A 16,910-nucleotide genomic window follows, 5' to 3' on the forward strand; every position below is an offset into this window, starting at 1 on the left:
ATGCCTGAGGTATCCCCTCATAATTTATAACACCGGCACTATATTTATTTAATTCTAAATACTCCTATAAATACCCGTCTTTGGGAGCAAAGCGAAGCAATCCACAACGGAGCCTTATTGGAACTGTGTTCTGGATTGCTTCGCTTCGCTCGCAAAGACGAACGTTTATACTGAATAGTAGATCATTATTCTGGCTAGTATTATGAGGAGATATCTCATCCTTTATGCGCGGTATCCATAAATAGGTATCCCCTCATAATTTATAACACCGGCACTATATTTATTTAATTCTAAATGGTTCTATAAATACCCGTCTTTGCGAGCAACGCGAAGCAATCCACAACGGAGCCTTATTGGAACTGTGTTCTGGATTGCTTCGCGTTGCTCGCAAAGACGAGCGTTTATACTGAATAGTAGATCATTATCCTGGCTAGTATTATGAGGAGATATCTCATCCACTAGACAAAATGTACAGCCAACCAGGAAGACAGTTCATTCCTGGCTGGTGATTTTTAAGAGTGACGAGAGCGCTTTTGCGTTTGTGATAATTCTGAATTCTGCTCCTCGGAATTTTCTTCAGGACGATCACGTTTTGCTCTGTCGTCGCTCACAGGCACTGAAGAAGCGGCCCCACTGGATGCAGCAAAGAAACCGGATGTCGATGTCGTTGCAGTGACTGATGGTTTTTGCGATTCGAGAAGCTGTGCAAAATCGACAAGACTCCACAGTCGAGTGACATGATAGGAGGCACCTTCTTTAAGCGCAATACGCTCTTTCAGATACGCCAGATGGCATGGCTTCCATTCCATTTCATATTTTTCAGACAGTTTCTCTATAAAGGTATTGAAATCCTGCTCAGAAATGTCGAGTCCACGAAGAGTTTCCATCCGCTGCTCACTTAATTCTTTCAAATCTACCAGCGCTTCCGCTATGCCACGGAGTTGCTGCAGGTTCTGAGGTGTGATTCGGGAAGAAAAATGCGCTCTTGCGAAATCACGAAGTTCTGCATCAAGAAGCTCTGTTCCAAGTGCACGCACCAGGGGATGTCCAGTAATTGATTGAAAAAGACGACGTAAGTCGCCTGAAAAACAGCTTGGATTGTCGCCTTCGAGATCATCGTAGTGTTCCATAAACTCCGTACCGTCAAGGCGTTTTGCAAGACGTTTTTTATCCCAATTATGGGCACGATTGATAAGGGCAAGCTCTGTGATAAAATGAACAATCCGGCCTTCGAGAGTATGTCCTTCAGTAGGTGCCGCCGTTGTGTCCGCTGCCGCTGCCCAAAGAAGAACGATCTCTTTGCTGTATCCTTCAAAGGAGGAATAACCCAATCCTTTCCGCGGATCATTCTCAGCAAAGGACGCATTAACCGCCATCCATGGGTTGGGTTTCAGTATCCAGCGAAGCGCGGTATGAACAGTGTGTGTGTAATACGCCCTCAATGCACATGCGCGCACCTCCCCGGTGAGATTAAGCCGCTGAAATGCATCCCATGCCAGTGGCAGGATCAATTCCTTGCCATTAATAATGATGCGAGCTGGTTTGGCTTCATAACATTTGCGCAGGTAATTACGCAGCGCTTCCAATAATTGGTTTACTCTGATGGAATCCATTTTGTCCTCGCCTCCAAAAATCTTCTCTGCGTAATGTTTTTGAAGGCGGGATAAGCGACGTTTCTCCAACGGTGTTAAGGCACGCAGGGACGATTCCCTATCCTGTGCTATGGCTCGTAGGTCCACATTGCCTGAAATGTCATCTGCATAAAAATTATGGGCTTGCGCCAAGGCATACACTTGCGGTATTGTCATAAGCAGTTGAATCGCCCTATGGTTTTCATGACGAATCGCTGCGCGCAAGAGTGCATTTTCCTCATCGCGAACTGCAGCATGTGCCTGGGCGACCACACTGGGAATACCCAGTAAAAACCGCAGAAACTGTTGCGCTGAGGGATTGTTATGCCGAGTAAATCCGATTGCCGCACGCAGAGCAAAAGCAGTGTTCGCCTCATCCAGCGTAAAGACCGCGTTTGGATTACTCTCGGCGAAGGCCCTTGCTTCAGCTTGCCATGTCTCACAACGCTCGTACAAAAATACCGGCAATACATCACCACACTCCGCCTGATGCAAAAGCGCCCAATCCATGAATATCAAGTGGTTCAGAAGATGCCACAATGTATCGGGATGTCGTTTGGCGCAGCGAGTGAGGCGAAATTCACTAATAGACTCGGTCTCGAATACCACCTCAAAATGGTCAATGTTACAAAGACATTGGAGTATCGTATTTAATAACTCTGGAGTCATTGACCGTTCGAGTTGCCGCAGAATGGAGGTTTTGCCACCTGCCGCAGCATCAAGGTACACATCGGCTATAACTCGGTCCGGAATCCGGGGAGATCCCAGCTGCTTTAATCGTCTTTCCACATAATGCGTGGCTTCGGGATGTCGCATTGCCAGAAAATAAGTACGATAATTATCAGACAAAATCGCGGCATGGATTTGTTTACCAGACATGTAAGACTCAAGGTAACGCAAGACATCAATCTTCAACATTCCAAGAGCATTTCTGTATGCTTGATAATCATTCGACTGCAGTGCTGCCTCCATGAAATCCGAAGGCATTATTTCAAACAAATGCTGGAGTGTTTCGATATGGTCATTTATGGCAATTTCTTTGAATACACTAAACTTCATGTTCTGAAGTACCTGCTTCATTTCATCAAGAGTCATGAAGCCTTCAAGAAGATCCTGGAATTCACGATGATCGTAGCGAAGCGCATCTTCCCATAGTTTAAGGCGTTTACTCCTGAGCGCACCATCTATTTCTTCAGGGGTCACAAAGCCTTTAAGGTACTCAGCGAGTTCAATATCATCTGTTGATAGAGCACTTAGGATCGAGCCATAATTATTCGATCTAAGTCGCATACTAATTTCTTCTCGCGATAGAATGTGTTCTTCAAAGTATTTCAAGATTTCAAGATGACCGCGGTATAGGGCATAATTGAGTTTTTCGTAGTTATTTGCTCGAAGCACTTCCTGAATTTCTTCTTTATCAAGATATTGTTCTATGTGCCTGAGGTTTGAAAGGCAACCGGAACCTATTGCATAATGATATACGTTATAACTATGTGCCCTTAACTTCTGCTTAATATCATCAACAGACATATAGGTTTCGAGGTACTCTGTATTGGCGATTTTTCGACCACTCAAGACTTCTTGGTATGCTGACCACGAGTCTGCACTTAGAATACCGTAGATTTGTACCTTGGACAGATGAGATTCCAAGTGTCTGAGTATATTAACATTGTCCGCCAGGGCATAGGGGTTAAAATCACTGGATTGACAGGCCTCGAATACTTGTTCAGAGGTCATCCGGGATTCGAGGTGCTGCACCATCTCCATATGACCATTTCTGATGGCGCGGATATAAGGTGTGCAACCCTCGCCTTCATAGTTTGACATTGACATCGCTTCATTTATTTGTTCCGCAGTAAAACAACGTTCCAAATAGTGCAGGGTGGCCATATCACCACGTTCTGCAGCCTGGCCATATGCTTCGTAATCATTTACACTTAGTGCTTCTCTCCAAATACGGTCTTCTAACCCTGTTTGTAACTGCTCAAGTGTCAGGACATCACGCCTGTTCGCCGCGGCTCGCACCAACTCATATTGGTTGGCTCGTAATGCAGCATGCTTTCGTCCGTAGGGCATCCGTGGCTCCAGATACTGCATGGTAGCAACATGGCCGTTTAAAGCAGCTCCGCGGTATGCATGGTAATAATCTGCGACAACTGCGGCTGTGATCTGTTGTTTCGTCATGTGCGACTCAAGGTGCTGCAGGGTGTCGATAGACCCTTTTGCGGCGGCTTTTCGATAGGTCTCAAAGTCATTTGCCAGAATCGCGATTTTGACGTCTTCAGGACGCATTCGACGTTCAAGGTATCTCAAGGTACCCACATGTCCATTGGCAGCTGCTTTTCGGTACGCTTCAAATTGATTGGTCTGAACCATACTCATGATTTGCTCTTCCGTCATCCATTGCTCAGCATATTCCAGGGCAGAGGTATGGCCGTTTGCTGCAGCTTTTAGCAGAGCGCCAAAATCATCTGCTGTGAGCGCTTCATTCCTGTATTCCTGCGACATCAGGGAATTCAGATGACGTATTGTCTCAATATGCCCATTTGATAAGGCCTCTTTAAATGCCCGACAACTCTGAGCCAGTGCAGCCACACGTCGGTTTATAGGCTGTTCGTGCTCTTCAAGATAGTGCAGAAAGGCCGTGTGGCCATTTGCTGCTGCTTCGATATACACGGCAAAATCATTGGATTCAATCGTGATCCACCACTGTGCGGGCGTTAAGCACTGTGCCATAAAGTGCATGAACGAATGATTATCATATCGTGCAGCAGTGACGCATCCTTGAGTCCAAAAGTGTTGCAGGACTCGTGGATGGATGTTGACATCAGGGTGCTTGATGTAGCGCTCCAGTATGTCTGTTCGTCCCGCTACTAACAACGCTTTGAGCATCAATTCCAAATATTTTTTTTTAACATTCAAGAGCACGGGTAACAATTCTTCAGGTGATGTATCTTGATGACCTAACAGCATACACAACATGGCTTTGTAAGGATTGTACGATTTATTTACCTGTTGTAAAAATTTGCCGAAATCAAAATTCATGTACTTTAATTCCCAAGTACCTGATTGATAATCAAATTCATTTTCCCATATCTTCCAGGGAATTCGGTGTGCTATTGGGTGAGTGGCAAGTTGTGCAGGAGTTTTTAAATGAGGCATACTGATCCGATAAGTGTCTTAGTGGCAAAAAGATGCTCATTATAAGTTAATGCCAATCATTTGACAACTTTCATCACCAATTATCAACAATGTGTTGAATAAATGCACAATAGAAATGCAAACTTAGGGTTACCAAATCATAGGAGTTATTGCTTTAACAGGCAATCCAAACGGAATGAAGAGTCAGGTCTTGCTCATTAGAGACGCGCCCAGGAATGAAACATCTTCTCTTAAAGCCAACCTGTTGATTAAGCAGACTCAGCAAGATACCACGCAAGATTGACAGGAGAAGGCCTCTGCTTGCCCCCCCATGAACTCATCGAAATAATAAGCCCAGGTTTTGCAAATTCTGTCGATGCTAATGACTTTGCTCCAGCTGTTGTATTCATTGAGTGAATGATTATGACGCTTAAACACCTGGCTGAATGCTTCTCGCATGACTTCTGAATCGGACCAGGCAATCAAGGGAAGATTAGGATATTTAGGTATCAGGATGTCGACAAGCTCTGGTCCATTACAACAGTGATCATCAGAGTCTGCGCCTAAATCTCCATCAATGACTACCATATCCGGAGAGTGGCTGTTTATCAATGATAAAGCGGTCTGGCTATTGTTCACAATAGTCACAGATACCTGTGCCACCACTGACTCCAACAAACGACGTAAACAAAATGCATTAAACGCACTGTCCTCGACAATTAATACTCGCATCTCGACTCCCTAAGACTCACAAAATGAGTATAAAGGGTAAACCTTAAGAAAAACTTAAGAATTAAAATTAAATCTCGATATCATGAGCCAATAATCGTCTGTGTGCCCTGAAATAAGTGATTGGTGAATGTTCCAGAAAATCAGATAGCTTTTCCATATAAATACAGGCGAATCTATCCACCTGATAGGCGAAATAACTTTCTTCTGCCCCAGCACGGAATACTCTCTCCCACTTGGGATTATAAAACTTGGATTGCTCTTGTAATAATTTGCTAATTTGTAAGTCTATGGCTGAAATTTCCACCTGCAAATCATGAATTTGAACGTCGTATTCTCTTGATGCCTCATCAATGCTCCGAGTACACAGATTGACATAGAGTTGCTCCAGATTTTTTTTAACATTCATGGATTCGACTATTTTTCTCTCAGTTGGTAGGGCTTTTAATTGAGCTGCGATCTCTTCGCCTAATTCATCAACAACTAAAGCGGTACGCCAGTTGCAATCTTTTTTCAATCGTAAAATATCACCATAGATATGATCGCCAATATAAAGAATCTCATCACCGCTCACGTTCAGATTTTCGGTAAACTTTTTAGCATTACCGCCTTGATAGACTCCTGGAACTATAGCCCCAGTCACATTAGTCATAGTGCCATTTTCAGGATGAACAGACAAAAAGCGTAAGTTATCATAAAAAAACCGGGGTTTATTTGCTAAAGTAATGACGTATTCAAATAAATCTTGCCAGGTTTCCCCTTTATTCAAAAAGGGAGTTATCGCATAATCCAATAATAGTTTGGTATAGGAGTATTCTGAGTTGGTCAAAATGAAAATCTTTTTTCCATGACGAATAAAATGCTTTAAACCCTCAACGACCGCCTTTTCTTTTATAACGTATTTGTTTAAATCTTTAATAATAATATTTTTTAAACTGCCATCCGAATGAACTTTATCAACACAATATTGCACATCCAGAGCTATAGTTTGATAATTGGGCATTTCATCTGGAAACGCTTCTTTTAAATCCACCAACTGACCATATAAAACACAGAAGGCAATGGAAAATGAAGTATCAATTGCCATGTAATTCGGATCGCCTAAATCAACATAGGTACTTCTGTAGAATTTTTGCTGTTCATTAAAGCTTATTAATTTGGTTCCATGATAACTTTGTCTTATGGCGCCATAACGACTTAACTTTAAAATGTTGCCGTTTTTACTGTCGATAACCAAACCACGTATGGCATCATGATAATTGAATTGCAAATTTTTGATGGCTTCAGGATATTGTTTCAGGTCAACCAATCGTTCTTTAATCAGTTGATACACCAGGGCTTCAAAACTCTCTGAATTATAACGAATTAAGGTGTGATCCATATCCAGACCAATCAACTTGATTTTCTTCATATTTATAATTCTATTGACAAAAACTTTATGTGTATCCATCTGTTTCAAAACCTATAAAATGAGTCTTTTGACCAGGGTCTGTTGACAAGTAATCTATTATACCTACGTGGTGCGGCCTGTCCGCGCCATCCAGAAGATCTCTGGTTACCTCGGACACGCCGCGGTACGTAGGCGTTTGCGAGTAATGAAACAAGTCATTATCAACAACCCCTACTGTTTTCCTGCTTATTTCAAGCTCTTAACATCGTCTACTGAAGCAACCAGCACTTTATCTGCCAAGCGATGGGCAAATAATCCGTTCTCAACTACTCCCGGTATCTGGTTAATACTGTCTTCCAGTGACATGGGTGTAGTAATGGTGAAATTAAATACATCCAGTATGATATTGCCATTATCCGTCACAAATCCTTCTCTGTACTCAGGATCGCCACCTAATTTCACTAATTGTCTGGCAACAAAGCTGCGCGCCATGGGAATCACTTCAACTGCAACCGGGAACGCGCCCAAATGGGTCACAACTTTAGATTCATCCACGATACAAACAAATGTTTGAGCTACATTGGCAACAATTTTCTCACGAGTAAGCGCGCCACCACCACCTTTAATCATTTCTCCGCGCACAGTAACTTCATCTGCACCATCAATGTAAATCGGTAATTCGTGCACCGCATTGAGATCAATTACGGGAATACCAGCAGCACGTAATAAAGACTCAGTTGCTTTAGAGCTTGCAACACAGGCATCAATTCTATGTTTGATAGACGCCAGTTCCTTTATAAAGAAATTTACAGTAGATCCAGTACCCACCCCTACTACCATGTCGTCTTCAATAAAAGCCATGGCTGCTTTTGCTGCTCGGATTTTCAATTCACTCATCACACACTGCCTTTTTGTCTTTGCCTGATTACTTCATACAATGAAACACCGGTAGCCACTGATACATTCAAACTGTCCACCGTTCCTGCCATAGGTAATGAAAACAGGCCATCACAGTGTTCGCGAGTTAAGCGCCTCAATCCTTCTCCCTCAGCACCAAGAGCGATTGCCACAGTACCGGTACAATCTACTTGATACAGTGAACACTCTGCTTCACCGGCTGCGCCATAAATCCAGACACCTTGCTCTTTTAGAATGTCCATGGCTCTTGCCAGGTTCGTTACACGTACCAGGGGAACGGATTCTGCGGCACCACAAGCTACCTTGCTGACTACAGGTGTAATGCTGGCACTTTTATCTTTAGGGATCACGACAAAGTCCACACCCGTTGCGTCTGCGGATCGTAAACAGGCACCTAAATTATGGGGATCAGTAACACCATCCAAAATCAATATTAGACCTGGTTTTTTGCTGGTCTCTAATAAAGAAATTAAATCTGATTCACCATATTCCGGCAATGGACGAGCTGAGGCGACAACGCCTTGATGGGTAAATTCTGAAAAACGCTGATTCATTTTCTGAGCGCTTAATTTTTCAATACTTACATTCGCCTGTTCTGCCTTATCCAATACATCTTGCAGTCTTTTATCAATTCTGTCTTGACTGACAAAGAGCTTATTAATCACTCTATGGGGATTAGCCAATAAAGCAGTAACCGCATGAACCCCATATACAAACTGCTCACTCATTGCTAACTTCATCCTCTGCAGGCTCAAAATCAATTTTACGCTCGTCTAAATCAACGCGTGCGACCAATACCGTCATTTTGTCACCCAAACGATAAACCTGGCCGCTACGAGCGCCAATTAAACGATGTTTTACTGAATCAAAGGTATAATAATCATTTTTTAGCGAGGTTACATGAACCAGGCCTTCGACATAAATTTCATCTAGTTCAACAAAGATACCAAAACTGGTGACAGCAGAGATTCTTCCTTTGAAGACCTGTCCCAATTTATCCTGCATGTATTCGCATTTCAGCCAAGTCACAACTTCTCGAGTTGCTTCATCAGCACGACGCTCGGTCATTGAAGCATGCTTGCCTAGGCGATTCATATCCTCATGAGTATAACTAAACTCATAAACCGGATGATTATCCAATAAATGGCCAATTGCTCTATGAATCAATAAATCAGGAAATCGCCTGATGGGTGAAGTAAAGTGAGTATACGCCGAGTAAGCCAAACCAAAATGACCTTCATTCGCCTCAACATATTGAGCCTGCTTTAGTGAGCGAAGCATGACTGTTTCGATCAAATGCTTTTCAGGCCTGTCACCAATCACACTCATGGTTCGCTGAAAATCTTTTGGTGTAGGTTTTCGACCACCACCCAACTGCAGTCCCATCTCACCTAAAAATTGGCGCAAAGCCGTAATTTTATCTTCTTCGGGAGCTGCGTGAACACGATACAAAGTAGGTATTTCTGCTTTTTCCAGGAATCGGGCAGTAGCAACATTAGCTGCCAACATGCACTCTTCTATTAATTTATGCGCGTCATTACGAATAACGGGAACGATGCATTTAATTTTTTTATTGTCATCAAATTCTATTCTGGTTTCAGTAGTCTCAAAATCCATCGCGCCGCGCAATTTTCGCGTCGTTAATAAAATCTGGTATAACTCATAAAGAGATTCAAGAACAGGCCACAAATGTTGATGTTTTTCATCTGTTTTCTGTTGTTCGAGCCATAAGCCAACCTGAGTATAAGTTAAGCGAGCCTGGGAATGAATGACAGCGCGATAAAAACGAGATCGTGCTATTTTACCATCCATACTAATGGACATCTCGGCTACCATACACAATCTGTCCACATGTGGATTTAATGAACACAATCCATTGGATAGAGCTTCTGGCAGCATGGGCACAACTTTTCCAGGAAAATACACGGAATTACCACGCCTTGATGCTTCCTTATCCAGTGCAGAATCCTGCGCCACATAATTGCTTACATCAGCAATAGCCACATACAACTGAAATCCGCCTTTGGGCTTTTTATAACAATAGACTGCATCATCAAAATCTTTAGCGTCTTCTCCATCAATAGTAACAAAAGGCAGTTTTCTCAAATCAGTCCGATTCTTGAGTTGACTTTCTGTAACCTGTTGCGGAATTTTTGCTACTTCTGCCAAGACATCATCTGGCCATTCAAATGGAATACCATGAGCATGAATTGCAACCTGAATTTCCATGCCTGGAGCCATATGTTCGCCTAAAACATGAATGACTTTACCAATTGCTTGTGCACGTTTATTGGGAAACGCAATTAATTCAACTAATACCATTTGACCGTTTTTAGCACCACTGGCAAATTCGAGCGGGATGGAAATATCCTGAGTCAAACGTTTACTGTCAGGCAAAACGAAATTCACACCATGATCTGTGAAAAATCGTCCAACTACTGTGGCATTGGCATGCTCAAGTACTTCATGAATTTTACCCTCAGGTCTGCCTCGCCGATCGACCCCGGCCTGATATGCAAGCACCACATCACCATGCATTACTGTCCGCATTTCTTTAGCGGAAAGCACCATGTCTTCTCCACCCTCATCGGGGACAAAAAACCCAAAACCATCAGGATGTCCTTGAACAGTTCCACGGCGTAAATTGATTTTTTGCAACAGACAAAACCGTCCTCGTCTGTCCTGCATTATTTGTCCGTCACGTAACATAGCTTTCAATCGAAAACCAAGAGATTCCTGCTTGCTTTCCTCATTCAGATGCAATTTATCAAATAACTGATTTCGCGACATGGGCCGCCCATAGTCATCAAGAACTTCCATAATAAATTCTCGACTCGGTATAGGATCGGCATATTTTTCACTTTCCCGCTTATAAAAGGGATCTTTTGATTTTTTACTCACCTTTCACCACTTATATATTTTATTGTCATAATTAGTACTTAAACACAGTTTAGTCTGTTCTACCACTTATCTATTTAACTAGCAAGAACAGGGCATTTTATAGGTGAAAGGTTTACCTTTTACTTCGCTACCGGTAATTTAAAACCACGCCCACCAATAGCCGCAGTCAACGCTTGCAACGACATGTCTTCACCAGCCCAAAAAGTACCTTCACTTCCAGCAGGAATTTTTACCCCCTTCCACTGACACACTGCAATGGCTCCTTCGCAAGGAACCTGTTGTTCATGGCCTGGCCTCGATTCAATGCAAGTCAATTCAAATGGAGGTTTATCCACTGCCAATGCTGACCAGTTACCGGCCTGCAAACGTGTTGTCCATCCAGCACTGGCACCAGGATTGGTCACTGGATGAGTGATCCAAAGATCAGCACTGGTGAGATTATGGATAAATACCAATTTGCTGCTCTTTGATTTTAAAGTGACCGACTCACCCTGGACAGCAACGGCCTGACATCCATCGGGGAGAGTAGATTCTGCCCACAGGCAAGCAGAGATTAGCAGTAAGCAAAAAGAGAATACTATTCTCATGACCAGCTCCAGAATTATTTTCCAAGATTATTAAGATTATATAGTTATCATACCATTCTGACTAGCGACAACTTCCTTTCGCTCCAAAGAGCGGATTTCCTGTGCACATCCAAATAGCGTTTGTTTTGACTTCGTACGATGGATCTCAACAGTATTAATAACCGGGCTACGTTTTACAGTATCCAGGAGTCCGATTAATTGCTTTCTTTTTACATTAAAACCCAGGCACTCACTATTCATTTGCATGGTTTTAGGGATGTTCACTTCATCAGCGGCCTGTCGACGCGTGAATCCCGGTGTATGATCATCACATAATTTAACTATTTTAGAAGTTGATTGTTCTGCAAAAATACCATAATGCCATAATCGTTTAATAGTTTTTAGCAATCCAAAATAAAACTCACTTATACTTGAATGTAAACTTCCCTCAACTTCAGCTTCGGTTGCACCCTTCAGCAAACGCTTTTTTAATTCCTTATCAGTACAGGTCTTCGCTAAAAGCTCACACCCCTGCCGTGCCAGCTCATATTGCTTATTTTGTCCAAAATAAGTTAATAAACTCAATTCTGCCTGCGGGGATTTCAACTCATTATTTATGATTTTTTTTGCATAAAACTGGGCCATATCGCGCAATACCACCAAATCCAGTTTTTGGGGATTTTTAATCATCGCCTCTTCCAGAGCATCAAATACAACAAAACTTATATCGCGCTGTGGAAATTGTTGTAACAATCCTGAAACGGGATGCAGGTACTCAGTATTATTTTGAAATGAGTCAAAATAGTCCTCTAGTAATTGCAATACTGATTTTTTCTGACCTGAATAATTCAAAAGATAGGCGCAAATCAGGGGGAGTTTTCTGGTATTAATTTCTTTCCAGGTCTCATATATTAAATGCCGCCAGTCCAATAAAACCTGATGATCTTTTAACTCCTTGTTCAATGGAAGCTGAGCACGAAACCACTCTTTTATGCGGGGTAATTCTCCCGCTATTTGCTCCTTGATTCCGTCAGGTATCCAGAATTTTTCAACTAGTTTCTCTAGATAAACTCGCGAAAAAGACAAGCGAGCAAGCGTTTTATTAAACTTCTTTTTAGAATAAAATAATGAGGTCTGTCCCAATCGGGCACTTCTAAATATTAATTCCCCCAGGATTTTATGACCAATTGAAGAATCACTATCTAAAGAGCGTTTTTTACTTAAATGTCGATTAGTGAATTTTGCCAACTCATCTAATTCGCTCTTTTGCCATGCTACTTTTGCAGAGGAAGGTGTTTCCGCTTTTGGAAATAGGACAGCATGCTGTTGTTCTAAAACATGCAACACGAATTTATATTGTGCTGTTCCTTCCCAAAAGGACGTTTTATTTAATACCGGAATAGTAGCAACCAAATGCTTCTTATTAAAATATTGAGTCACTCGGCTGATTTCAGGATTTTTTACTTGCTGAACCGCTGTAAGTGAACGATCATTAAGAAATTCTTTTAGTACAAGTGCAGCACAGTCTTCGCTTACAATCAATTGGTGTAACAATGCATCAAATTTGCCGGCCTTTGTGTCGCTGGAACCTAATTCTTTAAACAATAAAGCAAGAGAATCGCTCAGTACATTATCCAGCTTATTTTTTTTAGCATAAAAGGCAAAACGCGATAAACCTTCTGCAAACCAGGGCTTATCATAATATTTAGCCATGTACTCAGCCAAACACCATACCACATTATGCCGACCCAAAAACTGATGAACATCCGCTTCATACAAGCCACTAAATAATTGGGCACGTTTTTTATCGTGATTTAAAATGCTATGAAATAATTGAATTGCATTAGTTTTATGCCGAATATTGGCCAATAATCCAAATACTTCATCATCACTAAAATGATTGACTATCGATTCAAGGGTGGCTGGATTAATGTCTTTTGCCAGATGTTCTACCGTCGTGGACATACGTCGTTCAAACCACTGGACTTTTGGAGATCCGGCTGTAACCCCCTCAAGGCCATAAAAAACATTCAACGAGTTTTCAAAGAGTACGTGCTGGAGCAATAACGCCAAACCTGCAGGCGATTTATCTAATATCAGTTCAGGAGTTGTTCCCAATATTCGTACACTGAACTCTTTTTGAAATTGTCCTGCACTTCTCACCTGGCCTGATTCGGATAAATACCCAATCACTCTGCCTGATTGATCAAAAAGTGGTTCATTTTCCTGTACGGCCCCGGTTTGAATTAGTGGAAGAGGTTCTTCATTAACATAGGTAATGGCTTCATTAGTATCATTAATAAATCCAATCTTTTGGCCCACTGAATTATATAACCCAATGTCTCTTTTACGCTCCAAATCAACACGTTCAATGGTGACTTGAGAACCATATAAATTAAAACTCTGTAGCGTTTGATTGGGATCGTTGCTCAAAATGGTTACTGACTCGCGTACCTTCTGATAATGTGTTTCTATAGCTCTGATCAACAAATCAAAACGTAAGGAAGGGTACATCTGGCTATAATAGTTATACAACACCCGCAAAGCCTGTTCCCCGTGCTCCTTGCCTTGATTTATTCGCTGATTAGCATGTTCTTCCAATTGAAACAACAATGCATTTACCCTGTATTCAATACACATTTTTAGAGTTTTAAACCGCTTGGCTAACCAATCTTCATTGGGTTCAGATTGTTTCAGTAATCGCAGGTTAATGCGTTTTAAATGTTCCTTAAACTCAGCGGTATTGGAATTTGATTCATCTGAAACAAGGATGTTCTTATTAAATTCGGTCTGACTCAGTGTTAAACTGAGCAACGTATATCGATCAATTAGCTGTTTTAATAGTTCAGATGAACTTGTCGCAACAAAATCAGCTGAAACCAACAACTGCTCTATCATTGATCCACCAAAACATCCCTCGGTTTTAAGAACTGACTTGGCCGGAAGTGACTTAGCCGATGTGGGTATTTGATGTGTCTTAAACAGTATGTCTTCCGGCTGTATTAAACGGTTTTGTATCAACATCAGGCACTGTTTATCAGGCACACTTGATTCATAACAGAATAAAAACAGCAACTCCATAAACATCTGATGTTCTTCCATCCCTCCCTGGATAGTGTTCTTTAAACAATAATCAACAATTAAAAAATACTGAATCGGATTCAAGCCATTTAGAAATTCAATTTGTGTTTCTGAATCCATCTTCTTTAAAAGGTCATGGATCATCATAATAAATGGCAATGCGACAGATGTATCAGGATCAAATGCTGATTGATAATAAGAGCAAATGGCCCACAACGTTTCTAAATGAAGAGGAAAAGGATAGGCATCAATGCTGGCTCTCAATTCAGTCAACTTATCCAGCTCATTGGTTCCTGGAGAAAAAATGAGCAATAAAAAGCGGAGGGACATCATGTCCGTTGCCTGATTTACATAGGAATCAAGATAACGGGTAAACCACCCGGAAAAATCAGGTTGGCGTAAAAACTGAAATAAGCTGTTTCGTTTAATTGCCTCCAATTCCTTATTATTATTACTAAAAAAAACATCCAGCAAAATCTGTACATTGGGATCATGATTCAAGCGAGCTAATGCTCTTAATGAAGGTTCGCTGGACTGTTCAAGTACTTGAATTAATTCATCAGGACCTTGCTTTTGCAAAGCGGTGATTACAGGCCAGGCCTCTGAAAAATCCTTTAATTGATTGCAGATTTGAGAACTGAATGCGCTATTATCAATACCCTCTACGTCATGATGTAATTCAGGAGCGGCAATTAGATATTTTCCTAATTGCTGACGTAATTCCTCGGGAGCATAGCTAGCTACAATTGGAAAAATTGCATAATGTGCAGGAAATTGAATGTTCGAAATGCTCTGGGCATGCTGTTTATTCCAGTTTACAGGAATTTGTCTACTAAAAAAATCCGTTAAAGAATCAGAATCTTCATTAAAATGTTTTAGCAGCCAAACCTTTAAAGCAGGACTTCTTAATTGTTGAATTTGTGATTTTACGATGTCTATTAACAGCTTCATACCACTTTTCCTTAAAACCGCAAAAATCCCTGGCACTTTATTCCATCAAGAACAATAATTTAATATACAGATAATCTGTTGATTTGAACATGTAGAAAGGCACACTTCAATAATATACACACTGTGGTTATAAGATCACTACAATTTTGATAGAATATTAGGAGTTATTGACAATTCATCAATTTATTCCCAACGTCGCGGGACGTCGAATTCGGAATTGTCAACGGCACTTTAACTTAAATCCATAACGCACCCTGATAAGGATGAAACATAATGCATATATGGGTAGACGCTGATGCCTGTCCCAAAATAATTAAAGAAATTTTATTTCGCGCGGCCATACGCACAAAAACCCAGCTGACCTTGGTCGCTAACGCATTCCTCACGTACCCCAACTCACCATTCATACGTTCCGTTCAGGTAGAAAAAGGTTTTGATCAAGCCGATCACTACATCGTCAGTCATTTAAACGCTCACGATATAGTAATAACCGCAGATATACCTCTTGCAGCGGATGTTGTAGCAAAACACGGCTTGGCCATAAACCCCAGAGGAGAAATTTATACGGCAAACAACATCAAACAACGATTAAATTTAAGAGATATAAATGAGCAATTGCGCTCTACGGGAGAACGTATTGGTGGGCCATCAGCATTGAGCATTAAAGAAAAAACTGCTTTTGCCAATGCTCTTGATCGCTGCCTGGCTAAAAAAGCATAACACTATTTTAACACTTAATGACTTATAATTTGACAAACAATCTCCAGCCACCTAGAGTTTAAGTAAATCTTGATTAGGCTATAAACATGAAAAAAATATTCTTCATAATCTTGTTTATTAGCAGTTCTCTACTTTATGGAACCACGGTCAAAGTGGGTTTTATTATTACGCCTCCCTACGCAGTCTATGCAGATGATGACGAAAAACATTTTTATGGGTTTACCGTTGACCTGATGGATGAGCTGTGTAAGAGAATTAATATCGACTGCATCTATAAACCCATCACATTTAATAATGAACTGGCTGAACTGCAAAATGGTACTATTGATCTTGCGTTCACTCAAATACCCATTACAAGCGACGCCACAGGTAATTTTTTATTTAGTCTTCCTTATTTAATCAGTGATGGTCAATTTGTCACACTAAGTCAAAACAAAATTGATACTGTCAGCGATCTGAAAACTAAACGTATTGGCGTTATTACTGATACCTTGTATCAAATACTGCTTAATTCAAATTATGATGATGGACAAATCACGCGATATTCAAATTTTTCAGATATGGTATCAGGGCTTGAAAATAATAAGATTGACGCTATTTTTATTAATAATCACCTGGCCCATTATATGATTTATAATGTGTCATTAGGTATCAAAATGATTGGCAAACAAGTTCCTATTGGAGAGGGTTATGGAATACTCGCACTCCAAACCAATAAGGCATTAATTGATAATATTAACAAGGCTCTTCTCAGCATGGAGTCTGATGGAACTTATCTCAATATCTACACACTATACTTTGGTGAAGATAAGTAAGCATTTCTGCACCTAACCAGGTTCTCTTATCCCCTTTGAAAGAATGCTGGATTCACCCCCACAAATA

General features: G+C 41.1%; 10 protein-coding genes. 2 read left to right on the forward strand and 8 right to left on the reverse strand.

Features of this window, described 5'->3' with window-relative positions; translation table 11 throughout:
* Positions 1-512: 512 nt before the first annotated feature.
* The 8 genes from Lqua_RS03930 to Lqua_RS03965 all read right to left on the reverse strand — a co-directional run bounded on the left by Lqua_RS03930 (position 513) and on the right by Lqua_RS03965 (position 15,308).
* Positions 513-4,793 (reverse strand): hypothetical protein, encoded by a 4,281-nt coding sequence (locus tag Lqua_RS03930; protein WP_058472967.1) that lies wholly within the window; start codon positions 4,791-4,793, stop codon positions 513-515.
* Between the two features lie 258 nt (positions 4,794-5,051).
* Complete coding sequence (locus tag Lqua_RS03935; protein WP_058472968.1) at positions 5,052-5,504, reverse strand: response regulator; 453 nt, start codon at positions 5,502-5,504, stop codon at positions 5,052-5,054.
* A 67-nt stretch (positions 5,505-5,571) separates the two neighbouring features.
* Positions 5,572-6,951: an HAD-IG family 5'-nucleotidase gene (locus Lqua_RS03940; RefSeq protein WP_058472969.1), complete on the reverse strand. Its 1,380-nt coding sequence runs from the start codon at positions 6,949-6,951 to the stop codon at positions 5,572-5,574.
* A 186-nt stretch (positions 6,952-7,137) separates the two neighbouring features.
* A complete protein-coding gene (rpiA, locus tag Lqua_RS03945) occupies positions 7,138-7,788 on the reverse strand; it encodes a ribose-5-phosphate isomerase RpiA (protein ID WP_058472970.1) in 651 nt (216 codons plus the stop codon).
* Complete coding sequence (gene rlmB / locus Lqua_RS03950) at positions 7,788-8,537, reverse strand: 23S rRNA (guanosine(2251)-2'-O)-methyltransferase RlmB (protein WP_058472971.1); 750 nt, start codon at positions 8,535-8,537, stop codon at positions 7,788-7,790. Before rlmB ends, rpiA begins: the two co-directional genes overlap by 1 nt.
* Positions 8,530-10,710 (reverse strand): ribonuclease R, encoded by a 2,181-nt coding sequence (rnr, locus tag Lqua_RS03955; RefSeq protein WP_058472972.1) that lies wholly within the window; start codon positions 10,708-10,710, stop codon positions 8,530-8,532. Before rnr ends, rlmB begins: the two co-directional genes overlap by 8 nt.
* A 119-nt stretch (positions 10,711-10,829) precedes the next feature.
* Positions 10,830-11,297 (reverse strand): hypothetical protein, encoded by a 468-nt coding sequence (locus tag Lqua_RS03960; protein ID WP_058472973.1) that lies wholly within the window; start codon positions 11,295-11,297, stop codon positions 10,830-10,832.
* Positions 11,298-11,333: 36 nt separating this feature from the next.
* Complete coding sequence (locus tag Lqua_RS03965) at positions 11,334-15,308, reverse strand: hypothetical protein (RefSeq protein WP_058472974.1); 3,975 nt, start codon at positions 15,306-15,308, stop codon at positions 11,334-11,336.
* A 273-nt stretch (positions 15,309-15,581) separates the two neighbouring features.
* On the opposite strand from Lqua_RS03965, the gene Lqua_RS03970 reads away from it, so the two are divergent.
* Together Lqua_RS03970 and Lqua_RS03975 are read left to right on the forward strand one after the other, a co-directional pair.
* The gene (locus Lqua_RS03970) at positions 15,582-16,028 is read left to right on the forward strand and encodes a YaiI/YqxD family protein (protein ID WP_058472975.1); all 447 of its coding nucleotides are present in this window, start codon (positions 15,582-15,584) and stop codon (positions 16,026-16,028) included.
* Positions 16,029-16,114: 86 nt separating this feature from the next.
* Entirely contained in the window at positions 16,115-16,843 is a 729-nt protein-coding gene (locus Lqua_RS03975) for a transporter substrate-binding domain-containing protein (protein ID WP_058472976.1), read from the forward strand.
* Positions 16,844-16,910: the final 67 nt, after the last annotated feature.

The organism is Legionella quateirensis (assembly GCF_001467955.1).
GTDB classification, from domain to species: Bacteria; Pseudomonadota; Gammaproteobacteria; order Legionellales; family Legionellaceae; genus Legionella; species Legionella quateirensis.